Consider the following 22133-nt stretch of genomic DNA (forward strand, 5'->3'; position numbering starts at 1 on the left):
TTCCTGCTTTTGCAGGGCGGGGTTTTCCGGGAAACCGGGAAAGTACATAGAAAAGACTGGTTGATCTGGTCTTTTTGATCGCTGCGCGGGTGTAGCTCAGTTGGTTAGAGTGTCGGCCTGTCACGCCGAAGGTCGCGGGTTCGAGTCCCGTCACTCGCGCCACTTTCCTCACCGAAAGTGGCTTGCACAGCGAAAGAAAGGCCGGGGTAACACCCGGCCTTTTCTTTTTGCATTCCGCCCCATCCTCATCGCCTGCAAAGAGAGCGCATCGCCATGGCCCCGAATCCTNTCCTCACCGAAAGTGGCTTGCACAGCGAAAGAAAGGCCGGGGTAACACCCGGCCTTTTCTTTTTGCATTCCGCCCCATCCTCATCGCCTGCAAAGAGAGCGCATCGCCATGGCCCCGAATCCTGCCCGCACGCTTGGTATCGATTTTGGCACCACCAATTCGGTCCTCGCGCTGGCCAGCGGGGAGACCGAGGCGGACATGGTGCGTTTTGCCGCGCCTGGCGGCACGTCCTCGGTCTTTCGCACCGCCTTGTGCTTCTGGCAGGAGGAGGGCGTGCGCGGCGGTCTGGCGCACGAGGCGGGGCCCTGGGCGATCGAGGAATTCCTCGAATTCCCGCAAGGCTCGCGCTTCATCCAGTCGTTCAAGTCGGTCGCGGCAAACGCCGCGTTCGAGACGGCGGGCCTGTTCGAGAAGCGTTTCCGGTTCGAGGAGCTGGGGCAGGTCTTTCTCGAGCATTTTCTCAAGCACGCCGGCGCTGCGGTGCGCCCGCTGCCCGAACGCGTGGTGGTCGGCCGTCCGGTGCGCTACGTCGGCGCGCGCGCCGACGAGGCTCTGGCGCGGCGGCGTTATGATGCGATGTTCGCCGCGCTCGGACGCGAGGTGCACTATGTCTACGAACCGGTTGGCGCCGCGTTCAGCTTCGCCTCGCGGTTGAGCGAACCGGCGACGATCCTGGTCGCCGACTTTGGCGGCGGCACGAGCGACTTCTCGATTGTCACGGTGCGCGAACCCGGCGCGCCGCAGCGCTGCGTGCCGCTCGCCTCGAGCGGTATCGGTCTTGCCGGTGACCGGTTCGACTTTCGCATCATGGATCGGCTCGTCCTGCCCCAGCTGGGCAAGGGGGGCACGTACCGTTCGTTCGACAAGGTGCTTGAAATTCCGCCGGGGCACTTCGCCGATTTCGGGGACTGGTCGCGCCTTGCGATGATGCGCAGCAAGAAGACCCTCGAGCGGCTTCACACGCTCAGGCAGAGCGCGACCGATCCGGAGGCCATCGCGCGGATGATCGCGGTGGTCGAAAACGAGCTGGGCTTCGGGCTCTACGAGGCGGTGGGGGGGCTGAAGCGCGCGCTGTCCTCGCAGGATCACGCCGAACTGGTATTCGAGGACGAGGGCCTCTCGATCCGCGCCGAAGTGACCCGCGCCGAGTTCGAGGACTGGATTGCGCCGGATCTTGCCCGCATCGGCGAGACGGTCGATGCGGCGATGGCGCAGGCCGGGCTTGCGCCCGAGGCGATCGACCATGTCTTCCTGACCGGCGGCTCCTCGCTCATTCCGGCCGTGCGCGCGCTGTTTTCGGCGCGCTTTGGTGAAGGGCGCCTGGCCAGCGGCGATGAGCTGACCTCGATCGCGCATGGTCTGGCCATGATCGGTCAGTCGGCCGATCTGGCGCAGTGGGTCGCGCGCGACGAGGCCTGATTTCACCGCCTAGATTTCATCCGGCCGGTGCGCGCAATAGGCGGTGCGCAGGCCGGGTACGAAGCCTAGCTTTTCGTAGAATTGATGGACGCGCGGATCGGCTCGCCCGCTTTGCAGGAGGACCTGGTGGCAGTTCGCTGCCCAGGCCGCGTCCAGGGCGCAGGAGACGACCGCGCGCCCATGGCCACGCCCTTGCCAGTCGCGGTGTGTCGCCACGTTTTCGAGGAAGGCGTGCGCGCGTCCCGCGCGCAGCAGATTGGGGGCGGTGATCAGCGTGCAGGTCGCAACGAGCTGATTTTCGACCGGCGAGACGAAAACGGTGAGCCCTTCGCGGGCCATGAGGCTCGCCCAGATTCGCTCTGATTCGGCTTCCTGTTTGGCTGGGCGACTAACGGCGCAATGCGCGAGCAGCGAGAGGAAGGCGTCCAGATCGTCCGGCCGGGCGGGGCGGGGTGTGGGGCGGCCGGCTGCGCTCACCGCCAGCGGCCGGTTTCCATCCATATCAGGAAGCGCTTGAGTGGCGCGATCCAGACGATGCCAAGCACCGCATAGAACGGCAGCTGGGCGAGGGCTGGCCAGGTGGCGATCAGCGGGTGCAGGTAGCGGGCGATGAGCATCGCGTAGAGGCCCAGCGCCAGGCAAAGGCCCAGGACACCCACGGGAATGCGCCATGTCGGGGTTTCGCGCAAGGGATCAGTCCTGCGGATGGTAGAAGCGGGTGGGGGTGACCACGGCGCTGAGCGGCTGGTCGTGGCTTTCGATCGGCAGATCCTCGGCCAGTTGGCAATCCCACGCCAGTCCGATCGCACGGGTGCCGGGGTGTGCCGCAAGCCAGCGGTCGTAGTGCCCACCGCCCTGGCCGAGACGATGGCCCGCCTCGGTGAACGCGATGAGCGGCACGATAACCACTTCGGGGGCGGCGAAGGGCGCGCTCGCGGCGGGTTGGGGCATGCGGTAGGGGCCGGGCGAAAGCTGGCTTTCGTCGAACGGATTGCTCCACACGCGAAATTCCATCGGCGCACTGCGCGAGGAAAAGTGGGGCAGGGCGACCGTGCGGCCATTTTCAGCAAGCCAGCGTGCCCAGCCGAGCGAAGGCGCCTCGGGGCCGAGTGGATAATAGAGGCCGATCGTCGCGCCCTTGGGCATGAGCCGGGTGACGGGGGCGGGAGGGCGGTTGAGGATGAGCGCGCGCATAGTGGCGGGCAGGGCTTCGACATGTTCGGCTCGTGCCTGCCGAAAGTCTTTTCGCAGCAAAGCCTTGCGGTCAATCATGGAAGGGGTCGTCACAATGGGGCGGGTCCTGGCGTTGGGGCGCGCGGCGTAAAGGGCGTGGAGCCGGGATACCCCAGGACGGCGGCGGCAACAATGGCGCGTGCCGGGTTTTCAAGGCGGCTTGTGAATAGCGACAAGCGGTGCCCGCCTGGCCACTCGGCAAGAGGTGGCGGGGTTCTTTGGCGCTGGTCGGCATTTTGTGTTTTGTCTGCCTGACGGCCGGAAGGCGCCTTGGGTGCCTTCCAGACATCCTCTCCATCATTTCATGTCACGATAATCGCGTGGGTCAGCAGCCGTTCGAGACGTTGACGTGCTGGCCAGCGTTGTAGAGGCCTTTGAGGGCGTGGGGATTGGCCTTGATCGTCGCAGCGTGGATGGCGCTGGCCGCATGCGACTTGCTCTTGAGTGAAGCGAAATTGAATTTGGAGGCCGAGGCGGGGGTTCCGGCCATGGCCGGTGCGGAAGCGCCCAGCGCGCAGGCGGCGACAAGAAGAGCGGTAGTGGCTTTTTTCATGACCCGTTGTCCAATCCTATTAGTTGGCGTTAGTTATCCCGACAAATTCAAACCTTTGAATGACGTCGGGTAAAACGATTGCACAGCAAAACGGGATGGCGCGTCAATGGCCTTCATCTTAATTTAACTACGCTTCGCAGGGTTATGTTATTTATGAGAGGTGAGTTGTTTAAGTATCTTGCCGTATATTGATCGGCTCGCACCTTCTCGGGAGCGATTTTGCAAGGCGATTGTGCGCTTGTGAGGCGGTTGTCTAACGCGAGGGAGCATGGCGCGAGCACGCGCGCGTGCAGATCCGTGCCGTCCGGCGGGTCCTGAGCGCGCGGGGCGATCGTCGCTGCAATGCCCGAAGCGGCGCCGCGCCCGCCGCCCATGCTGCGGGCGGGCGGTCAGGCGGCTGGGGCGGAGCCTGGGGCCGGGTGGCCGGGGCTGGGGTGCCGGGCGGGAAACGGTGACGGGTCCACCATGGATCGTTTCCTAGAAATCCTCTGACGCCTCAACGTCAGGTGGGAGCCATGTACGTCGGACCACGGTCCGGGCAGGGACAGCCCCCTTGGATTGCTTATAGCCTCAGGGATGTTCGAACGGCACGTGTCGGGCAGATCCCGTCGCGGCCCTAATTAGAGACTGTCTGTGGCATTCTCAAGAAGCGCGGCAAGTTTTTCCATGCGCAAGGCGATCCTTTCGAGCGCGGCGTCGGTCTGCGCGTCTTCGGGCGGTGGCGAGGCCAGCGCGAGTTCGGGTTCGTCCGGCTTTTGTGCGGCCGCGGCCCGGCGCATTTCGTCGTTCTCGTCGGCAAGGAGGAGAGCGGCGAACAGCAGCATCCGGGTTTCCGACAGGCCGCGCACGCCGGCGGCCGCGATCTTTTCCTCAATCCGCCGGCCGAGCAGCAGCAGGTGGTCCTCTTCGCCCGCCGCGCATCCGACGAGGAATTCGCGCCCGCCGATGGAAAGTGGGACGTTGTTCATGGCGCGTGCTCCGGCGCCGATGGTGCGGACAGTGCTTCGGGCGTCGGTGTGGTGCGCGTGATCAGCGTGTCGAGTTCGGCCATCGTCTCTTCGAGCGTTTCGCGCAAGGTGGCGTGGCGCGCGGCCAGTCCCTCATGCGCGCAAAGCAGGGCCGGGCCGGCCTCTTCGATCCGGGCGAGTGCCGCTTCGATCCGGGCGAGGGTCTCGCTCCGGCGCGAAGGCGCGGCGGGCTGCGTGTCTGCCTCTTTCATGTCATCTGGCTATCGTACTGGCGTAATAAGGCAACATCGCAGCGCCTTTTGTTCACAATGGCGCCGCTGCGTTTACACGGCTGGACTTATACACGAAGGTCCTGGCGCGCGGCTATGGTGCTGGCTTCGTCAATTTGGACCAATTCGGGGGGTAAACTTGACGCGAAGGCGGCTCGCCCTAAAGGGGGTCGGCAAGTTCGAATCACAGTGTAATAGTCCCTTTGTGGAGCCCGTTTGATGACTCTTGCCCCCGACCGCCTCGCGCCGATGGCCAACGCCATTCGGGCGCTTTCCATGGACGCGGTCCAGGCCGCGAATTCGGGCCACCCCGGCATGCCGATGGGCATGGCCGATGTGGCGACCGTGCTTTACGCCAAGTTCCTCAAGTTCGATCCGGCCGCGCCCAAGTGGGCCGATCGTGACCGTTTCGTGCTGTCGGCCGGCCACGGCTCGATGCTGATCTATTCGCTGCTTTATCTCACTGGGTACGACAAGCCGACGATCGAGGACATCCGCAATTTCCGCCAGATGGGCAGTCCCTGCGCAGGCCACCCCGAAAACTTCCTGCTCGACGGCGTGGAATGCACCACCGGCCCGTTGGGCCAGGGTGTGGCGATGGCGGTTGGCATGGCGATGGCCGAGCGTCAGCTCAACGCCACGTTCGGCGACGCGCTGGTCGATCACAACACCTGGGTGATCGCGGGCGACGGTTGCCTGATGGAAGGCATCAACCACGAGGCGATCGGCCTTGCCGGGACGCTGGGCCTGGGCAAGCTCAAGGTCCTGTGGGACGACAATTCGATCACCATCGACGGCGCCACGGACCTGTCGACTTCGGAAGACATCCGCGCGCGCTACCGCGCCTCGGGCTGGGACGTGTTCGCGTGCGATGGGCATGACTTCGCCGACATCGAGCGGGCGCTGGGTGAAGCCGCCGCTTCGGACAAGCCCTGCCTCGTCGCGTGCAAGACGATCATCGGCAAGGGCGCACCCAACAAGCAGGGCGGTTCGGGCGTCCACGGCGCCGCGCTGGGCGATGCCGAAGTGGCCGCCGCGCGCGAATACCTTGGCTGGACGGCCGAGCCTTTCGTGATCCCCGAGGCTATCCTCGCCGACTGGCGCTCGCTCGGTACCAGGGGCGCCGAGGCGCGCCAGGCCTGGGAAGCGCGCAAGGTCGCGCATCCTGAAGCCGCCGAATTCAGCCGCCGCATGGCGGGTGAACTGCCCGAGGGCGAAGAGGTCGCCAAGACCTTCGCCAGCTGGCTTGAGGGTGACAGCAAGGTTGCCACGCGCAAGGCCTCGGAAAACTGCCTCAACGTGCTCGCGCCCGCGATCCCCGAGATGATCGGCGGTTCGGCGGACCTCACCGGCTCGAACAACACCAAGGCCAAGTGCCAGGAGCCGTTCACGGCCGAGAACTACGCGGGCCGTTACGTCTATTACGGCATCCGCGAATTCGGCATGGCCGCCGCGATGAATGGCATGGCGCTGCACGGCGGGGTGATCCCCTATGGCGGCACCTTCCTGATCTTCTCGGACTACTGCCGCAACGCGATCCGTCTCTCGGCGCTCCAGCAGGTCCGCGCGATCTACGTGCTGACTCATGACAGCATCGGCCTTGGCGAGGATGGCCCGACCCACCAGCCGGTCGAGCAGGTCATGTCGCTGCGCCTGATCCCCAACCTCAACGTGTTCCGTCCGGCCGACGTGATCGAGACGGCCGAGTGCTGGAATGTCGCGCTCCAGTCGACCGAGACGCCTTCGGTGCTCGCGCTGACCCGCCAGAACCTGCCGCAGCTGCGCACTTCGGGCGAAATGCTTTCGGCGCGCGGGGCCTACACGCTGCGCCACGCCAAGGCCGACCGCAAGGTCATCCTGATCGCGACCGGTTCGGAAGTCGAACTGGCCTGCGGCGTGCGCGACGAGCTTGAAGCGCAGGGGATCGGTGCGGACGTCGTCTCGATGCCGTGCATGGACCTGTTCGAGGCGCAGGAAGACGCCTACAAGCACGAAGTGCTGCCCAACGATGCGTCGCTGCTCAAGGTCTCGATCGAGGCCGGTTCGACGCTGGGCTGGCAGCGCTACACCGCGATGAGCCGCAACGGCGGCCTCAATATCGGACTGGACCGTTTCGGCGCGTCGGCTCCGGCAGAGCAACTTTTCGCACGCTTCGGTTTCTCGGTGGAATCGATCGTGCCCAAGGTTCTCGAAAAGCTCAGCGTTTAAAGAGGAGATGTGAATATGGCGACCAAGGTTGCGATCAACGGTTTCGGACGTATCGGGCGGCTTGTTGCGCGCGCCATCCTGGAGCGCCCGGACTGCGGTCTGGAGCTGGTTTCGATCAACGATCTGGCCGACACCAAGTCGAACGCTCTCCTCTTCGGCTTCGACACCACGCACGGGCGTTTCCCCGGCACGGTCGAAGCTGGCGAAGGCAAGATCACGGTCAACGGCAAGGACATCATCGTCACCGCCGAGCGTGATCCCGCCAAGCTGCCGCACGCCGCGCAGGGCATCGACATCGTGCTGGAATGCACCGGCATCTTCCAGTCGAAGGAAGCCTCGCAGCCGCACCTCGACGCGGGCGCCAAGCGCGTGCTGATCTCGGCTCCGGCGACCGGCGTCGACAACACCGTCGTCTTCGGCGTGAACCATGAAACGCTGAGCGCCGAGCACATCGTCGTCTCGAACGCTTCGTGCACGACCAACTGCCTGGCGCCCGTCGCCAAGGTGCTCAATGACACCGTGGGTATCGAGCGTGGCTTCATGACCACGATCCACTCGTACACCAACGACCAGCGCATGCTCGACCAGATCCACAAGGACCTGCGCCGCGCGCGTGCGGGTGCGGCGAACATGATCCCGACCACCACCGGCGCCGCGCGCGCGGTCGGCCTCGTCCTGCCCGAACTCAAGGGCAAGCTCGACGGTTCGTCGGTCCGCGTGCCGACCCCCAACGTCAGCCTCGTCGACCTGTGCTTCGTCCCCAAGAAGGACACCACCGTCGAAGAGATCAACGCCGCGCTCAAGGCCGCTGCTGAAGGTCCGATGAAGGGCGTTCTGGCCTTCACCGACCAGCCGCTGGTGTCTTCTGACTTCAACCACTACCCCGCCAGCTCGACGGTCGACAGCCTCGAAACCGCGGTGATGGAAGGCAAGTTCGTGCGCGTCGTGTCGTGGTACGACAATGAGTGGGGCTTCTCCAACCGCATGCTCGACACCGCAGGGGCGATGGCGAAGTTCCTCTGAAGGTGCTTGCGGCACCGGGCACTCTGGTCGGTATCGCGCGGCGGCAAGCGCCGCGCGCCGCGATGGAGCCATTGCTGTCCGTTGCCGTTACGCGCGCCGCGGGAATCCAGGGGGATTCCCGCGGCGTCGTGTCTCGGGGCAAGATTCCCAGACGGCAGGTCGCCTTGATCGAGGCGGAAAGCTGGCAGGAGGCCATGGACGAGCTGCGCCTGTTCGAAGGCATGGCGCTGCCCTGGTTCGCCCGCCGGGCGAATTTGTGCGTCCAGGGGCTGCGGCTCCCGCGCGAACCCGGGCGGGTGATTGCGATCGGGCGCTCGTGCCGGATCGAGACGACCATGGAATGCGATCCGTGCCGGCGCATGGATGAATTGGCACCCGGTCTCATGGCCGCGCTGACGCCCGACTGGCGCGGCGGCGTGCTGGGCCGGGTATTGGACGACGGACCGATCAGTGTCGGTGGCGAGGTGAGGATAGAGAGATGAGCGCTTTCAAGACCCTTGACGATCTTGGGGATGATCTGGGTGACGTGGCTGGCAAGGTGGCGCTGGTTCGCGTGGACCTCAACCTGCCGATGCAGGACGGCGTGGTGACCGACGAGACGCGCATCCGCGCCGCGCTGCCAACCATCAACGACCTGACCGCAAAGGGCGCCAAGGTGCTGCTGCTGGCGCACTTCGGCCGCCCCAAGGGCGAGCGCAACTCGCAGATGTCCCTGTCGATGGTGGTCGGCGCGGTCGAGAAGGTGCTGGGCAAGGAAGTGATGTTCGTGCCCGAAATCGCGGGCGACGTGGTCGCGCAGGCGGTTGGCATTCTCAAGAGCGGCGATGTCGCCATTCTCGAGAACACGCGCTTCTGGAAGGGCGAGGAAAAGAACGATCCCGAACTCGCAAAGGCGATTGCGGCGAACGGTGATTTCTACGTCAACGACGCCTTCTCCGCCGCGCACCGCGCGCACGCGACGACCGAGGGGCTGGCCCACGTCCTGCCTGCTTACGCCGGTCGTTCGATGCAGGCCGAGCTCGAAGCGCTCGACAAGGCGCTGGGCAGCCCGGAAAAGCCTGTCGCCGCGCTGGTCGGCGGGGCCAAGGTGTCCTCCAAGCTCGACGTGCTCACGCACCTCGTCAAGCAGGTCGACCATCTCATGATCGGGGGCGGCATGGCCAACACGTTCCTCGCCGCCAAGGGCGTGGACGTGGGCAAGTCGCTGTGCGAGCACGATCTGGTCGATACCGCGAACGCGATCCTCGCCGCGGCGGACGAGAGCGGCTGCACCGTCCACCTGCCCTACGAAGTGGTGGTCTCGAAGGAATTTGCCGCCAACCCCGCTTCGCTGCGCACCTGCAACGTCCACGAGGTTGCGGCTGACGAGATGATTCTCGATGCCGGGCCGCTCGCGGTCGAGGCGCTCGCCGACGCGCTCAAGACCTGCCGCACGCTGGTGTGGAACGGCCCGCTTGGCGCGTTCGAGATGGAGCCCTTCGATGCGGGCACGGTTGCGCTCGCCCGCACCGCGGCGGCGCTCACGATCGAGGGGACGCTGACGTCGGTTGCGGGCGGCGGGGATACCGTCGCCGCGCTCAACCACGCGGGTGTCGCGAAGGACTTCTCGTACATCTCGACCGCGGGCGGCGCTTTTCTCGAATGGATGGAAGGCAAGGAACTGCCCGGCGTGGCGGCGCTCTCGGCCTGATCGCTGGTGGGGGGAGCGTCATTACGCTCCTGCTGCGTTGCAACACGATGAGTGGCGCGCGCGGAAAGGGGGGCCTTTCCGCGCACACACGCCACGATGCCTGTCGTCGGCCTTTCGCGAAGAAGCGAAGCCGTGCTGCGGCAGGCCGCGCCTGCGGGTCCATACCGCAGTTGCGAATTTACAGGGTGGGCTCTAGCCTGCCCTCCACACGACGCATGACTTGAGGAGGAGTTTTATGCAGGTTTCGGAAATGACGGCCAAGATGGCCGACGGCGACGGTTTCATTGCCGCGCTGGACCAGAGTGGCGGGTCGACCCCCAAGGCGCTCAAGGGATACGGCATCGAGGATGATGCCTGGAGCACCGAAGAGGAGATGTTCGGCCTGATCCACGCGATGCGCAGCCGGATCATCTCCTCGCCCGTGTTTACCGGCGAGAAGGTCATCGGCGCGATCCTGTTCAAGCGCACCATGGACGGTGCCGTGGACGGCGTGCCGACCCCGGCGGCGCTGATCGCCAAGGGCATCGTGCCCTTCATCAAGATCGACAAGGGCCTGGAGGACGAGGCCAATGGCGTTCAGATGATGAAGCCGATGCCCACGCTCGACGCGCTGCTCGACCGGGCCAGCGCGCTGGGCGTGTTCGGGACCAAGGAACGCTCGGTGATCCACTCGGCCAACGCGCAGGGCATCGCGGCGGTGGTCAAGCAGCAGTTCGAAATCGGCGAACAGGTGATCGCGCACGGCATGATGCCGATCATCGAGCCCGAAGTGAACATCAAGAGCGAGACCCGCGCCGAGTGCGACGCGATTCTGGCCGCAGAAATCCTCAAGTGCCTCGATGCGCTGGACGAGGACAAGAAGGTGATGCTCAAGCTCTCGCTCCCGGTCGTTCCGGGCACGTTCGACGCGCTGGTCGATCACCCCAAGGTGCTGCGCGTGGTCGCTCTCTCGGGCGGTTATTCGCGCGACGAGGCCTGCGTCGAACTGGCCAAGAACAAGGGCATCATCGCCAGCTTCAGCCGCGCGCTGCTCAACGATCTGCGCGCCACGATGAGCGATGCCGAATTCGACGCCGCGCTGAGCGAAGCGATCGAGGCGATCTACAAGGGCTCGACCCAGAAGGTTGACGCCGCGGCCGCCGCATAAGGCTGTCCGGCGGCCCCGTGTGGGCCGTGAGTCACAAAGACGGGCGCTTCCTTTTCGGGGAAGCGCCCTTTTTCGTGCCTCTATGCGGCGCGCTGCGCTCACCGCTTCCCTTGGGCTTCGGATTTTTCTAAAGCGTAAGCCATGAACGAAGATGTCGAAATCGAACGCGAGCCCACGCAGCTTTACCTCATCTCCCCGCTCGAGGTTGGCGGGGACTTCCCGCAGCGCCTCGAACGCGCGCTGAGCGCCGGTGACGTGGCCGCCTTCCAGTTTCGGGTGAAGGACATCGACCAGCACGAGGCCGCGCGTCTGGCGCAGCCGCTGCAGGCGATCTGCGCCGCGCACGAGGTGGCCTTCATCGTCAACGATTCGATCAGCCTGGCAAAGCGGATCGGCGCCGACGGCGTGCACCTGGGCCAGGACGATGGCAGTGTCGAGGAAGCGCGCCAGGCGCTCGGTCCGGATGCGCAGATCGGCGTGACCTGTCACGATAGCCGCCATCTGGCGATGGAAGCGGGTGAGGCCGGTGCGGACTACGTGGCCTTCGGGGCTTTCTTTCCGACCAAGACGAAGGAAACCAAGCACACCGCGGGTCCCGACCTGCTCACCTGGTGGCAGGGGATCTTCGAAATTCCCTGTGTCGCGATCGGCGGGATTACCCCTGAAAACTGCGGCGATCTGGTCAAGGCCGGGGCGGACTTCATTGCGGTTTCGGGCGCGGTGTGGAGCGGCGATGAAGCCGAGGCCGTGCGCGCGTTCAACGCGGCGATGGCGGATCAGGGCTGAGCTTCCCGGCGGATCGAAAAAGGTTGTGTCCGAGGGCCACGGCCCTCGGGCTCCCCAAGACGGCCCTCGGGCTCCCCAAGGTTGGGGGAGGGGGGGTAACGCCGTAAATCGAAGTTCGTGCTATTGTGAGCCGCCCCGTCGACGCGGACCAAAGGCTTCAGGAGCGACGTGCGCTCGACAGTACGCTGGGTCAAGGGATGGCAAATCCCTTGAATCCCTTTTTCCTAATTCATCCCGGCCGTCCCCTGCAGGACCAGCCGCACCAGTTGGGCTTTGCCGCTCACGCCCAGCTTGGCGTAGATGCGCTTGGAGTAGTTGCGCGCGGTTTCGACGGTCAGGCCCATGGCCTCTGCGGCCTCGGCGATGGTCAGGCCTTCGGCGAGCCTGAGCGCGAGTTCGGCTTCGCGGCGGGGCAGGGCGTGGATGGTCTGGAGCCGTTCGCGCGCTTCGGGAGAGGCGGTGCGGGGCAGGGTGAACAACGCCATCGTCAGGGGGCGTTCGTTTGCGCCGTGCGATTCGAGCGGCAGGAGCAGCGCCTCGACGCGCGGCTCTTCGCTCAGGAGCATGGGGCGCGGGGGCAGGGCGGGATCGTCGGTCATCGCTTCGGCTGCTGCGAGAAGCGTGCGTTCGGCGGCGCGGGGCAGGCCCAGCAGGCGCTCGCCGGGACGTGGCGGCGGATGGCCTTGCGCTTCCCACCACTGCGCGGCCTGCGGACCGATCGCGGCGAGGCGTGCGTCGCGTTCGAAGGCCATCCACCCGTTTCCGGCACGCGCAAGGCCGGTCAGGCTGATGGCGGCCTGACGCGCCTCGTGATCGAGCGCGCGTATCGTGCGTAAGGCTTCGGCGATGTAGGGCGCAAGGCTGGAAAGCAGCGCGCTGTCGGCGGCGCGGCAGGGGGCGCCGCGCGCCAGGACCAGCCAGACGTTGAAGTCGCGTTCGGCCAGCACGCGCACGATCCGCTCGTCGGCGAGGCCGAGTGCGGCCATCTGCTGGCGGCGCTGGCTGCGGGCGAGCGGGTCGTGGTCGATCAGCTCGGATATCGCGTAGACGCGCCCCGGCCGCAGCGAATCGTAATGCGCGCGGTCGAGCGCGAAGAGATCGGGAATCCCCGCATCCTGCGCGCGGCGGTGCAGGTCTTCGCCCGCGAAATAGGTCTGCGTGGCCGCATCCTGGCTTTCGCCCTGGCGGACCAGGAGGGCTACATAGCGCGCCTCGGTCCGGCGTCGCAGCCGCTCGAGGAAGGTTGCAAAGCGCGGATTTTCGCGCATCGCACCGAACAGCGGAAGGAGTAGATCGGTTTCGGTGCCACTAGCCAGAGCCATACCCTCCCATATGGGAGGTTCGTGCTTTTGTCATCCCTGCAATCTTCACCGCATCGCCTTCCGTTGCCGGACGGGCAGCCCTGCGCACGCGCACAAAAAGGGATTTCGATGAAGAAACTTACGCATCTGGAACGACTGGAAGCCGAAAGCATCCAGATCATTCGTGAAGTGGCCGCCGAAGCCGATAAGCCGGTAATGCTCTACTCGGTCGGCAAGGACAGCGCGGTCATGCTGCACCTCGCGCGCAAGGCCTTCTATCCCTCTCCGCCGCCGTTCCCGCTGCTCCACGTCGACACGACCTGGAAGTTCAAGGCGATGTACGAACTGCGCGACAAGATGGCCGAGATGTCGGGCATGGAGCTGCTCGTCTACAACAACCCCGAAGCCAAGGAAAAGGGGATCAACCCCTTCGACCACGGCTCGCTCCACACCGACATGTGGAAGACCGAAGGGCTCAAGCAGGCGCTCGACAAGTACGGTTTCGACGCCGCTTTCGGCGGTGCGCGCCGCGACGAGGAAAAGAGCCGGGCCAAGGAGCGCATCTTTTCGTTCCGCACCTCCTCGCACGGGTGGGACCCCAAGAACCAGCGCCCCGAGCTGTGGAACCTCTACAACGCCAAGAAGGCGCGCGGCGAATCGATCCGCGTGTTCCCGATCTCGAACTGGACCGAGCTCGACGTGTGGCAGTACATCCGCCTCGAGAACATCCCCATCGTGCCGCTCTATTTTGCGCAGAAGCGCCCGACCTTCGAGTGGGAGGGGGGGCTGTTCATGGCCGATGATCCCGAGCGTCTGGAAAAGGTGCTCGGCTACATGCCCGAGATCACCGAAAAATCGATCCGCTTCCGCACGCTCGGCTGCTTCCCGCTGACGGGCGCGGTGGAAAGCACGGCCTCGACGCTGACCGAAGTGATCCAGGAAACCCTGCTGACCACCACCAGCGAACGGCAGGGCCGCGTGATCGACAAGGACGCCGGCGGTGCCGGCATGGAAGTCAAGAAGCAGCAGGGGTACTTCTGATGGCCGATATCGATACCCAGACGCAGGACCAGACCAAGGAAACGTCCTATGTCGTCGACAGCCTCATTGCTGAGGACATCGACAGCTACCTCGATCAGCACGAACACAAGACGATGCTGCGCTTCATCACCTGCGGGTCGGTGGACGATGGTAAGTCGACGCTGATCGGGCGCCTGCTCTACGATTCGAAGATGATCTTCGAGGACCAGCTCGACGCGCTCGCCAGCGATTCCAAGAAGGTCGGCACGCAAGGGCAGGAAATCGACTTCGCCCTCCTCGTCGACGGGCTTGCCGCCGAGCGTGAGCAGGGCATCACCATCGACGTCGCCTACCGCTTCTTCAACACCGAGAAGCGCAAGTTCATCGTCGCCGACTGTCCGGGCCACGAGCAGTACACCCGCAACATGGTGACCGGCGCCTCGACCTCGGACCTCGCGGTCATCCTGATCGACGCGCGCAAGGGCGTGCTCGTCCAGACCCGCCGCCACAGCTACATCTGCAAGCTGCTGGGCGTGAAGAACATCGTGCTTGCGGTCAACAAGATGGATCTGGTCGACTACAGCCAGGAGGTCTTCGACGCGATCCTCGCCGACTACAGCGCGTTCGCCGCCTCGATCGGGATCGACAGCTTCACCGCGATGCCGATCTCGGGCTTCAAGGGCGACAACATCACCACGCTGTCCGAGAACACGCCCTGGTACAAGGCGCCCGAATACGCGGGCGTGCCGCTGATCGAGCACCTCGAGACGGTCGAGGTGATGACCTCGGACGATGCCGACAAGCCGTTCCGCATGCCGGTGCAGTGGGTCAACCGCCCCAATCTCGATTTCCGGGGCTTCTCGGGCCAGATCGCGACCGGCGTGGTCAAGCCAGGTGAGAAGATTCGCGTCCTGCCTTCGGGCAAGACCAGCACCGTGTCCAAGATCGTCACGTTCGACGGCGACCTGGAAGAAGCGGTCGCGGGCCAGTCGGTCACGATCTGCTTCGAGGATGAGATCGACTGCTCGCGCGGGTCGGTGATCGCGATCGCCGATGCGCCGCCGCAGACGGCCGACCAGTTCGAGGCGACCTTCGTGTGGATGGCCGACGAGGCGATGGTGCCCGGCCGTGCCTACTGGATGAAGATCGGCACGCAAATGGTCTCGGCCTCGGTCGCCGAGCCCAAGTACGAGATCAACGTCAACACGATGGACGAACTCGCAGCCAAGACGCTCGAGCTCAACTCGATCGGCGTGGCCGAGCTGACCACCGACAAGGCGATCGTGTTCGAGCCCTATGCCGAGAACCGGCAGCTGGGCGGGTTCATCCTGATCGACAAGATGACCAACGCCACGGTGGCCGCGGGCATGATCCACTTCTCGCTGCGCCGTTCGCAGAACGTGCACTGGCAGGCGGTCGACATCAGCCGCAAGCAGCACGCCGATCTCAAGAACCAGAAGCCGGCCGTGCTGTGGTTCACGGGGCTTTCGGGTTCGGGCAAGTCGACGATTGCCAATATGGTCGAGAAGAAGCTGCACCGGATGAACCGGCACACGTTCCTGCTCGATGGCGACAACGTGCGCCATGGTCTCAACAAGGACCTGGGCTTCACCGAGGCCGACCGCATCGAGAACATCCGCCGCGTGGGCGAAGTCTCCAAGCTGATGACCGATGCGGGGCTGATCGTGATCACTGCGTTCATCTCGCCGTTCCAGGCCGACCGTGAACTGGTGCGCGCGATGCTGCCCGAGGGCGAGTTCCTCGAGGTGTTCATCGACACCCCGCTCAAGGTGGCCGAGGCGCGCGACGTCAAGGGTCTCTACAAGAAGGCGCGTGCAGGTGAACTGAAGAATTTCACCGGCATCGACAGCCCTTACGAGGCGCCGCGCAGCCCCGAAATCCGTATCGACACGACCAAGCTTTCCCCTGAGGAAGCGGCCGATCTTATCGTCGATACCCTGCTGGGAGACGTCTGATGACCATGAGCGATGGTGATCTCGCGGCCCACCTGGCCGATGTCGCAGGCAAGATCCTGATCGAGGTGCGCGAATCGGGCATGTTCGAAGGCAAGTCGCTCGGCAAGGCTGGCGACCAGACTGCGAACCAGTTCCTCGTCCACGCGCTGCGCCAGCAGCGCGCCGAGGACGGTCTCCTGTCCGAAGAGGAAAAGGACAACGCCGAGCGCCTGGCCAAGGAGCGGGTGTGGATCGTCGATCCGGTCGACGGCACGCGCGAATATGGCGAGGCGCGCGCCGACTGGGCGGTCCATGTCGGCATGGCGGTGAACGGGGTGCCGACACTGGGCGCGGTGGCGCTGCCCGGAGCCGGTCTCGTGCTGCGCTCGGACCAGCCGGGCGAAGTGCCGCCCGCACCCGAGACGCTGCGCATGGTCGTGAGCCGGACGCGTCCGGCCAAGGAAGCGACCGGGGTGTGCGAGGCGATCGGCGGCGAGCTGGTGCCGATGGGCTCGGCGGGCGCCAAGGCCATGGCGATCCTGCGCGGCGAGGCGGACATCTACCTCCATTCGGGCGGGCAGTACGAGTGGGACAGCTGCGCTCCGGCCGCCGTGGCACTGGGCTGGGGATTGCACGCCTCGCGCATCGACGGCAGTCCGCTGGTCTACAACCAGCAGGACGTCTACATGCCCGACCTGCTGATCTGCCGTAAGGAACACGCCGAAATGGTGCTGGAGAAGGTCAAGCCCTTCCTCTGATCCGGCTGTCGGCTTGCCGACACGAAAAGGCCCGCCCTTTGTCCTGCCGTGCAGGGGAAAGGGCGGGCCTTTTGCGTTCGCGGCGATTGCTTGCCGCCCGTTGGGGCGGCAGACCGGCGTCAGGAATGGCGTACGGAATTTTCATAGATCCGGTCGAGCAAGCCGAGGAGCTGCTTCATTTCCGCGTCGCTGAAGCCTTCGAACAGCTCGGCCTCGCTCAGGCTGGCGACATGGCTGAGCTGGGCCAGCAGCGGATCGGCGGCCCTGGTCGGATAGACCGCGCGCGCGCGGCGGTCCTCCTTGTGCGCTCGGCGTTCGAGCAGCCCTTCGGTGCACAGTTTGTCGATCAGGCGACCGGCTGAAGCTTCGGAAATTTCGAGATATTCGGAGATGATGCGCTGTGTCGAACCGGGATAGCGCGTGACGACCGCCATCATCGACCACTGCGAACGGGTGACGTGAAGCACCGATACCTTGCGGTCAAAATTGTTGCGCATCACGCGCGCGAGCACGTTGATCTGGATCGTGGCCTTGCGGCGCAGCGATTCCTCGGCTGCGATGATCGAGCGCATCAAGCAGAGTTTGTCTCTTTTGGGCGCATCCTCGTTCAAGCGCTTGTCCCTGTCATCTTTCCTGAGCCGTGCGCGGCAAGGGCGCATCCGGCGATTGTCCAGTGTGTCGGGCCCTTCTAGCCTTGTCGGGCACCTACACGCAAAGGCAATGCACGCACAGCGGGTTTCCCATCCTGTGCAGACGGTGCCGCCGGGCACGCCGTGGCAGGGCAAGGCGCGGACTGCGTGCGTAAGGACCGGGCTGCGCGTGCGATGCCGCGCGGGCAGCCGGGTTGGGGCTGGTTATTCCACTGGCGCCGTGGCGGTCTTCTCACCGGGGAGCGGCAGGCTCGCCTGGTCGCCGCCGAGCACCTGATAGAGCGTGATGCGGTTCGAGGCGAGCGCGAGGCGGGTGGTGATTTCGGCCTTGCGTGCCGAATAGAGCGAGCGCTGCGCTTCCAGATTGTCGAGCGAACTGGCGATGCCCTGACGGTAGGTCGCCTCGATCAGCCGCGCGTTATCGGCCGAGGCCTGGGTATAGGCGCTCGCCGCACGCAGACGTTCGTCAATCGTGCCGCGATCGGCCAGCGCGTCGGCCACTTCGCTGAACGCGGTCTGGATCGCCTTTTCGTAGGTTGCCAGGGCCGCGTCGCGCTGCGCCTTGGCGATCGTGACGTCGGCCTTCTGGGCACCGGCGTTGAAGATCGACCAGTCGCCGCTGCCGCTCACCGTGTTGGTTTCCGACGCGCTCTTGAACAGGCTCGACAGCGAGGTGCTGGCAAAGCCGACGAGCGCGCTCAGCGAAATCGTCGGGAACAGTTCGGCGCGGGCGACGCCAATGTCGGCGTTGGCGGCCCGCAGGTCGTATTCGGCCTCGAGCACGTCGGGACGGTGGAGCAGCACGCGGGTGTCGGTTCCGGCGGGCACTTCGCCAAGGCTTGCGTTGACTTGCGTGATGCTGGTGGCGAGCTGGGAGGGATCGAAATCGGCGCCGACCAGCAGGCGCAGCGCGTTCTTGTCCTGCGCCAGCGCGGTCTGCTGGCTGGCGAGGTCGCTCCTGGCGGTTTCGAGCACGAGCTGGGCCTGGCGCAGTTCGGTGCGCGCGGCAACACCGCCCTTGAGACGCGCCTCGCTCAGCCGGACGGTGTCCTGGGCGCTCGTCGCCGTATCGGCCGCGATGCGCAGCAATTCGCTGTCGGCGGCGTAATTCGCCCAGGCCTGGGCGACATCGGCCACAAGGCCCAGCCGCACGGTGCGCGCCGCCGCCTCGGTCGCCAGCGCGCTGTCGCGCTCGGCTTGCGTGGCGTTGGCGAGCTTGCCGAACAGGTCCAGCTCGAAGCTCGAGACGCCCGCGCTGACCGAGTGGCTCCAGCCGTTGAGGCCAAAGCCGCCGCCGGTCTCGCTGTCGGTCGAAGTCGCCGAGACGCCGACGGCAGGCAACTGGTCGGCGCGGGTCACGCGCACTTGCGCGCGGGCGGCCGTGATGTTGGCGGCGGCGACCCGCAGGTCGCGGTTGTTGACCAGCGCTTCCGCGATCAGCTGGCGCAGGCGCGGGTCCTGGAATATCTGCGTGTAGGCAACGATCGGCAGTCCGGCTTCGCTTTGTGCAAGATAGGCATCGCCGCTCGGCCACGAGGCGGGCACGGGCGCGGCGGGCTGGACGTACTTGGGCGCCATCGAACAGGCGCCGAGCGCGATCGCGGGGAGCAGGGCGGTTCCCAGGCGCCGTGCGCGCCGAGGCAGGGCGGTAAAGGTCATGCCGCGTCTCCCGATGCGCCGTCGCGGCGCTGCTTGAGGTAGGCGTGGGCCCTGGCCAGACCGTCGCGCACGCTGCGCCGCACGATCACGAAGAACAGCGGGATGAAGAAGATTGCGAGCAGTGTCGCGCTCAACATGCCGCCGATCACGGCGGTGCCGATCGCGATGCGGCTGTTGGCGCCCGCGCCGGTCGCCGTGGCGAGCGGCAACACGCCGAAGATGAAGGCGAAGCTGGTCATCAGGATCGGACGCAGGCGAATGCGCGCGGCCTCGACCGCAGCCTCGATCACGCGCATACCCTGCCGTTCGGCCTGTTCGGCAAATTCGATCATCAAAATCGCGTTCTTCGCGGCGAGACCCATGGTGGTGAGCAGGCCGATCTGGAGATAGACGTCGTTCTCCAGGCCGCGCAGCGTGACCGCGAGGATCGCGCCGAGCAGGCCGAGCGGAATGATGAGAATGACCGCGACCGGGATCGACCAGCTTTCGTACAGCGCGGCCAGGCACAGGAACACGACCAGCAGCGAAAGCGCGTAGAGCAGCGGGGCCTGGCCCGAGGACAGGCGCTCCTGGTACGACGAGCCGGCCCAGGCGACGCTGACGCCGGGGATCTGCTTGGCGAGCTGTTCCATCACGTTCATCGCGGTGCCTGAGCTGACCCCGGCTGCGGGCGAGCCTGAGAATTCATAGGCCATCAACCCGTTGAAGCGCGAGGTCGAACTGGGGGCGGTGGACCAGCTGGTGTGGGCAAAGGCCGAGAAGGGCACCATCTGTCCGTCGGTTCCACGCACGTACCACTTGTAGAGGTCTTCCGGGCGCGAGCGCGCATCGGGTTCGCCCTGGACGTAGACCTTCTTGACGCGGCCCTTGTCGATGAAATCGTTGACGTAAGTGCCGCCCCAGGCGGTCTGCAGCGTGGAGTTCACGTTGGCCGGGGTGAGCCCGTAGGCGGTCAGCGCGTGGATGTTGGAATCGACCTTGAGCGTCGAGACGTCGGGCAGGTCCGACAGGCGCACGCTCGACAGGCGATCATCTTTCGTTGCCATCTCGAGCAGCTTGTCGCGCACGCCTTCGAATTCGGTGCGCGACATGCCCGACTGGTTCTGCAGTTCCATGGTGAAGCCCGAGGACTGGCCAAGGCCGCGGATGGCGCCGGGGACCAGCACGAAGACTTGCGCGTTGCGAAGCCCGGCGAACGCCTTCTTGGCGCGTTCGACGATCGCGAACGCGCTCTGGTCGGCGTTGGGGCGCAGGTCCCAGTCCTTGAGGCGCACGAAGCCCGAACCCGCGTTCTGGCCCGAACTGCCCATGCCGCCGCCGACGATCGTGAAGATACCCGTGACGTTGTCGGCTTCCTTGGTCAGGAAGTAGTTCTGGATGACGCGCTGGACCCGCTCGGTTTCCGAACGTGGCGTGCCCGACGGCAGGCGCCACTGGACCATGACATTGCCCTGGTCCTCGTTCGGCAGGAAGCCGGTCGGCAGGCGCTGGAACAGCACGAAGGTTCCGATACAGGTCAGCGCGAACAGCGCCAGCCAGCGCCACTTGTGCGCGACGACCACCTCGATCCGGCGGGCATAGGCACCGCTCATGCGCTCGAAGCCCGAATTGAAGCCGGTGTGGAATTTTTCCCACCCGCGCGCGAGCCAGGGCAGGCGGCGTTCGACAAAGGTGCGCGGGCGGTCGGGCGCGCGGTTCTTGCCCTTGAGCAAGGTCGCGCAAAGCGCCGGGCTGAGCACCAGGGCGACGAGCACCGACAGCGCCATGGCGGTCACGATGGTGAGCGAGAACTGGCGGTAGATCACGCCGGTGGAGCCGCTGAAGAAGGCCATCGGCATGAACACCGCCGACAGCACCAGGCCGATCGCGATCAGCGCGACCTGGATTTCCTTCATCGATTCGATCGTCGCGTCGCGCGCGCTCATGCCCGGATTTTCCTCGAGCAGGCGCTCGACGTTCTCGACCACCACGATCGCGTCGTCGACCAGCAGGCCGATCGCCAGCACCATGCCGAACAGGGTCATGGTGTTGAGCGAGAAATCCATGAGGTAGAAGATCGCAAAGGTGCCCAGCAGCACGACCGGAACCGCGATCGCCGGGATCAGCGTCGCGCGCCAGCTCTGCAGGAACACGAACATGACGATGACGACGAGGCCGATCGCCTCGAACAGCGCCTTTTCGACTTCCTCGACCGAAAGCTTGATGAACTTGGTGCTATCGGTGCCGTACTGGTAGGCCAGCCCTTCGGGCATGTTCTGCGCCAGTTCGTCGACCCGTGCCTTGACGCGCTCGGCGGTCTTGAGCGCGTCCGCGCCGGGCGAGAGCGAGATGCCCATGCCCGAAGCGGGATGGCCGTCGAAGCTGGTGGCCATGGTGTAGCTCTCGGCGCCCATCTCGACGCGCGCGACGTCGCCGACGGTGACGGTCGAGCCATCCGAATTGGTCTTGAGCACGATCGCGCGGAACTGCTCGGGGGTCTGGAGCCGCGAGCCGGCGCGCACGGTCGCGGTGATCGCCTGGTCCTGCGGTGCGGGCAGATCGCCGATGGCCCCGGCGGCCACTTCGGTGTTCTGCGCCGAGATGGCCGACGTGACGTCGCTGGGCATCAGGCTGACCGCGGAGAGCTTGGCCGGGTCGAGCCAGATGCGCATCGCGTGCGCGCCGCCGAACACGTCGACCTCGCCCACGCCTTCGACGCGCGAGAGGGGATCTTGCAGGTTGGAGGCCAGGTAGTCCGACACGTCCTGGTTCGAACGGGTGTCGGTGGTGTCGTAGACGGACAGCACGAGCAGGCGGTCGGGGTTCGACTTGGTGACGCGCACGCCCTGCGACTGCACCGATTCGGGCAGGCGCGAAAGCGCGGCCTGGACCTTGTTCTGGACCTGGACCTGGGCGATGTCGGGATCGGTGCCCTTGGCGAAGATGGCGCTGATCGTCGCCTTGCCGGCGTTGGTCGAGGACGAGGTGAAGTAGAGCAGGCCGTCGATGCCGGTCAGGTTCTGCTCGATCACCTGGGTGACGCTGTTCTCGATCGTTTCGGCCGAGGCGCCGGTGTAGGTGGCCGAGATGTTGACCTGGGTGGGCGCGATGTCGGGGTACTGCTCGTTGGGCAGGAACATCAGCGCGCCGAGCCCGGCGAGCATCACGACGATGGCCAGGACCCAGGCGAAGATCGGCCGGTCGATGAAAATGCGTGACATGGGTG

At 65.6% G+C, this 22133-nt stretch carries 20 protein-coding genes and 1 tRNA gene; 11 read left to right on the top strand and 10 right to left on the bottom strand.

Annotated elements, in window-relative coordinates; translation table 11 throughout:
• Positions 1-85: 85 nt before the first annotated feature.
• A tRNA-Asp gene (locus MTR62_RS02735) sits at positions 86-162 on the top strand.
• A gap of 235 nt (positions 163-397) precedes the next feature.
• The gene (locus MTR62_RS02740; RefSeq protein ID WP_244016746.1) at positions 398-1708 is read left to right on the top strand and encodes an Hsp70 family protein; all 1311 of its coding nucleotides are present in this window, start codon (positions 398-400) and stop codon (positions 1706-1708) included.
• Between the two features lie 9 nt (positions 1709-1717).
• On the opposite strand, the gene MTR62_RS02745 is transcribed toward MTR62_RS02740, so the two are convergent.
• The 6 genes from MTR62_RS02745 to MTR62_RS02770 all read right to left on the bottom strand — a co-directional run bounded on the left by MTR62_RS02745 (position 1718) and on the right by MTR62_RS02770 (position 4713).
• The gene (locus MTR62_RS02745) at positions 1718-2185 is read right to left on the bottom strand and encodes a GNAT family N-acetyltransferase (protein ID WP_244016747.1); all 468 of its coding nucleotides are present in this window, start codon (positions 2183-2185) and stop codon (positions 1718-1720) included.
• Positions 2182-2397: a DUF2842 domain-containing protein gene (locus MTR62_RS02750; RefSeq protein ID WP_244016748.1), complete on the bottom strand. Its 216-nt coding sequence runs from the start codon at positions 2395-2397 to the stop codon at positions 2182-2184. Before MTR62_RS02750 ends, MTR62_RS02745 begins: the two co-directional genes overlap by 4 nt.
• Positions 2398-2401: 4 nt before the next feature.
• Positions 2402-2980, bottom strand: coding sequence for a 5-formyltetrahydrofolate cyclo-ligase (locus tag MTR62_RS02755; protein ID WP_244016777.1), 579 nt, complete (start codon positions 2978-2980; stop codon positions 2402-2404).
• Between the two features lie 286 nt (positions 2981-3266).
• On the bottom strand, positions 3267-3494 hold the full coding sequence (locus MTR62_RS02760; RefSeq protein ID WP_244016749.1) for a hypothetical protein: 228 nt from the start codon (positions 3492-3494) through the stop codon (positions 3267-3269).
• Between the two features lie 620 nt (positions 3495-4114).
• The gene (gene zapA, locus MTR62_RS02765; RefSeq protein ID WP_244016750.1) at positions 4115-4462 is read right to left on the bottom strand and encodes a cell division protein ZapA; all 348 of its coding nucleotides are present in this window, start codon (positions 4460-4462) and stop codon (positions 4115-4117) included.
• Entirely contained in the window at positions 4459-4713 is a 255-nt protein-coding gene (locus tag MTR62_RS02770; protein ID WP_244016751.1) for a hypothetical protein, read from the bottom strand. Before MTR62_RS02770 ends, zapA begins: the two co-directional genes overlap by 4 nt.
• A 237-nt stretch (positions 4714-4950) precedes the next feature.
• Here MTR62_RS02770 and tkt point away from each other — a divergent pair, with 237 nt between their 5' ends.
• From tkt to thiE, 6 genes are all read left to right on the top strand, one after another.
• Positions 4951-6939, top strand: coding sequence for a transketolase (gene tkt, locus MTR62_RS02775; protein ID WP_244016752.1), 1989 nt, complete (start codon positions 4951-4953; stop codon positions 6937-6939).
• Between the two features lie 15 nt (positions 6940-6954).
• A complete protein-coding gene (gap, locus tag MTR62_RS02780) occupies positions 6955-7962 on the top strand; it encodes a type I glyceraldehyde-3-phosphate dehydrogenase (RefSeq protein WP_244016753.1) in 1008 nt (335 codons plus the stop codon).
• Positions 7963-8024: 62 nt separating this feature from the next.
• Positions 8025-8444: an MOSC domain-containing protein gene (locus tag MTR62_RS02785; RefSeq protein WP_244016778.1), complete on the top strand. Its 420-nt coding sequence runs from the start codon at positions 8025-8027 to the stop codon at positions 8442-8444.
• Positions 8441-9652 carry a phosphoglycerate kinase gene (locus MTR62_RS02790; protein WP_244016754.1) on the top strand — a complete coding sequence of 404 codons (1212 nt, stop codon included), beginning with the start codon at positions 8441-8443 and terminating at the stop codon, positions 9650-9652. Before MTR62_RS02785 ends, MTR62_RS02790 begins: the two co-directional genes overlap by 4 nt.
• Positions 9653-9887: 235 nt before the next feature.
• A complete protein-coding gene (locus tag MTR62_RS02795) occupies positions 9888-10799 on the top strand; it encodes a fructose bisphosphate aldolase (RefSeq protein ID WP_244016755.1) in 912 nt (303 codons plus the stop codon).
• Positions 10800-10940: 141 nt separating this feature from the next.
• On the top strand, positions 10941-11585 hold the full coding sequence (gene thiE, locus MTR62_RS02800; protein WP_244016756.1) for a thiamine phosphate synthase: 645 nt from the start codon (positions 10941-10943) through the stop codon (positions 11583-11585).
• Positions 11586-11809: 224 nt separating this feature from the next.
• On the opposite strand, the gene MTR62_RS02805 is transcribed toward thiE, so the two are convergent.
• Positions 11810-12907 carry a helix-turn-helix transcriptional regulator gene (locus tag MTR62_RS02805; RefSeq protein WP_244016757.1) on the bottom strand — a complete coding sequence of 366 codons (1098 nt, stop codon included), beginning with the start codon at positions 12905-12907 and terminating at the stop codon, positions 11810-11812.
• A 108-nt stretch (positions 12908-13015) separates the two neighbouring features.
• Between MTR62_RS02805 and cysD the strand changes: the two genes are divergently transcribed.
• Genes cysD through MTR62_RS02820 form a run of 3 tightly spaced genes read left to right on the top strand, consistent with a single transcriptional unit; the run spans position 13016 to position 16619 of the window.
• Entirely contained in the window at positions 13016-13927 is a 912-nt protein-coding gene (cysD, locus tag MTR62_RS02810) for a sulfate adenylyltransferase subunit CysD (protein WP_244016758.1), read from the top strand.
• Positions 13927-15882: a sulfate adenylyltransferase subunit CysN gene (cysN, locus tag MTR62_RS02815; RefSeq protein WP_244016759.1), complete on the top strand. Its 1956-nt coding sequence runs from the start codon at positions 13927-13929 to the stop codon at positions 15880-15882. The genes cysD and cysN overlap by 1 nt, the downstream gene beginning before the upstream one ends.
• Positions 15883-15887: 5 nt before the next feature.
• Entirely contained in the window at positions 15888-16619 is a 732-nt protein-coding gene (locus tag MTR62_RS02820; protein ID WP_407672586.1) for a 3'(2'),5'-bisphosphate nucleotidase CysQ, read from the top strand.
• A gap of 119 nt (positions 16620-16738) precedes the next feature.
• On the opposite strand, the gene MTR62_RS02825 is transcribed toward MTR62_RS02820, so the two are convergent.
• The 3 genes from MTR62_RS02825 to MTR62_RS02835 form a co-directional block, all read right to left on the bottom strand.
• Positions 16739-17191 carry a MarR family winged helix-turn-helix transcriptional regulator gene (locus tag MTR62_RS02825; protein WP_244016761.1) on the bottom strand — a complete coding sequence of 151 codons (453 nt, stop codon included), beginning with the start codon at positions 17189-17191 and terminating at the stop codon, positions 16739-16741.
• A gap of 282 nt (positions 17192-17473) precedes the next feature.
• Complete coding sequence (locus MTR62_RS02830; protein ID WP_244016762.1) at positions 17474-18928, bottom strand: efflux transporter outer membrane subunit; 1455 nt, start codon at positions 18926-18928, stop codon at positions 17474-17476.
• Positions 18925-22128 carry a multidrug efflux RND transporter permease subunit gene (locus MTR62_RS02835; RefSeq protein ID WP_244016763.1) on the bottom strand — a complete coding sequence of 1068 codons (3204 nt, stop codon included), beginning with the start codon at positions 22126-22128 and terminating at the stop codon, positions 18925-18927. The genes MTR62_RS02830 and MTR62_RS02835 overlap by 4 nt, the downstream gene beginning before the upstream one ends.
• Positions 22129-22133 lie beyond the last annotated feature (5 nt).

The sequence above is a fragment of the Novosphingobium organovorum genome (assembly GCF_022832435.1).
Taxonomy (GTDB): Bacteria; Pseudomonadota; Alphaproteobacteria; order Sphingomonadales; family Sphingomonadaceae; genus Novosphingobium; species Novosphingobium organovorum.

Bases quoted from the DNA above. Each gene is read 5' to 3' on its own strand.
- MTR62_RS02825 (WP_244016761.1), bottom strand. From the start codon at position 17,191: ATGCGCTCGATCATCGCAGCCGAGGAATCGCTGCGCCGCAAGGCCACG.
- MTR62_RS02805 (WP_244016757.1), bottom strand. From the start codon at position 12,907: ATGGCTCTGGCTAGTGGCACCGAAACCGATCTACTCCTTCCGCTGTTC.
- zapA (WP_244016750.1), bottom strand. From the start codon at position 4,462: ATGAACAACGTCCCACTTTCCATCGGCGGGCGCGAATTCCTCGTCGGA.
- gap (WP_244016753.1), top strand. From the start codon at position 6,955: ATGGCGACCAAGGTTGCGATCAACGGTTTCGGACGTATCGGGCGGCTT.
- MTR62_RS02755 (WP_244016777.1), bottom strand. From the start codon at position 2,980: ATGATTGACCGCAAGGCTTTGCTGCGAAAAGACTTTCGGCAGGCACGA.
- MTR62_RS02820 (WP_407672586.1), top strand. From the start codon at position 15,888: ATGAGCGATGGTGATCTCGCGGCCCACCTGGCCGATGTCGCAGGCAAG.
- MTR62_RS02835 (WP_244016763.1), bottom strand. From the start codon at position 22,128: ATGTCACGCATTTTCATCGACCGGCCGATCTTCGCCTGGGTCCTGGCC.
- MTR62_RS02795 (WP_244016755.1), top strand. From the start codon at position 9,888: ATGCAGGTTTCGGAAATGACGGCCAAGATGGCCGACGGCGACGGTTTC.
- tkt (WP_244016752.1), top strand. From the start codon at position 4,951: ATGACTCTTGCCCCCGACCGCCTCGCGCCGATGGCCAACGCCATTCGG.
- MTR62_RS02830 (WP_244016762.1), bottom strand. From the start codon at position 18,928: ATGACCTTTACCGCCCTGCCTCGGCGCGCACGGCGCCTGGGAACCGCC.
- MTR62_RS02790 (WP_244016754.1), top strand. From the start codon at position 8,441: ATGAGCGCTTTCAAGACCCTTGACGATCTTGGGGATGATCTGGGTGAC.
- MTR62_RS02770 (WP_244016751.1), bottom strand. From the start codon at position 4,713: ATGAAAGAGGCAGACACGCAGCCCGCCGCGCCTTCGCGCCGGAGCGAG.
- MTR62_RS02785 (WP_244016778.1), top strand. From the start codon at position 8,025: ATGGAGCCATTGCTGTCCGTTGCCGTTACGCGCGCCGCGGGAATCCAG.
- thiE (WP_244016756.1), top strand. From the start codon at position 10,941: ATGAACGAAGATGTCGAAATCGAACGCGAGCCCACGCAGCTTTACCTC.
- MTR62_RS02740 (WP_244016746.1), top strand. From the start codon at position 398: ATGGCCCCGAATCCTGCCCGCACGCTTGGTATCGATTTTGGCACCACC.
- cysN (WP_244016759.1), top strand. From the start codon at position 13,927: ATGGCCGATATCGATACCCAGACGCAGGACCAGACCAAGGAAACGTCC.
- cysD (WP_244016758.1), top strand. From the start codon at position 13,016: ATGAAGAAACTTACGCATCTGGAACGACTGGAAGCCGAAAGCATCCAG.
- MTR62_RS02760 (WP_244016749.1), bottom strand. From the start codon at position 3,494: ATGAAAAAAGCCACTACCGCTCTTCTTGTCGCCGCCTGCGCGCTGGGC.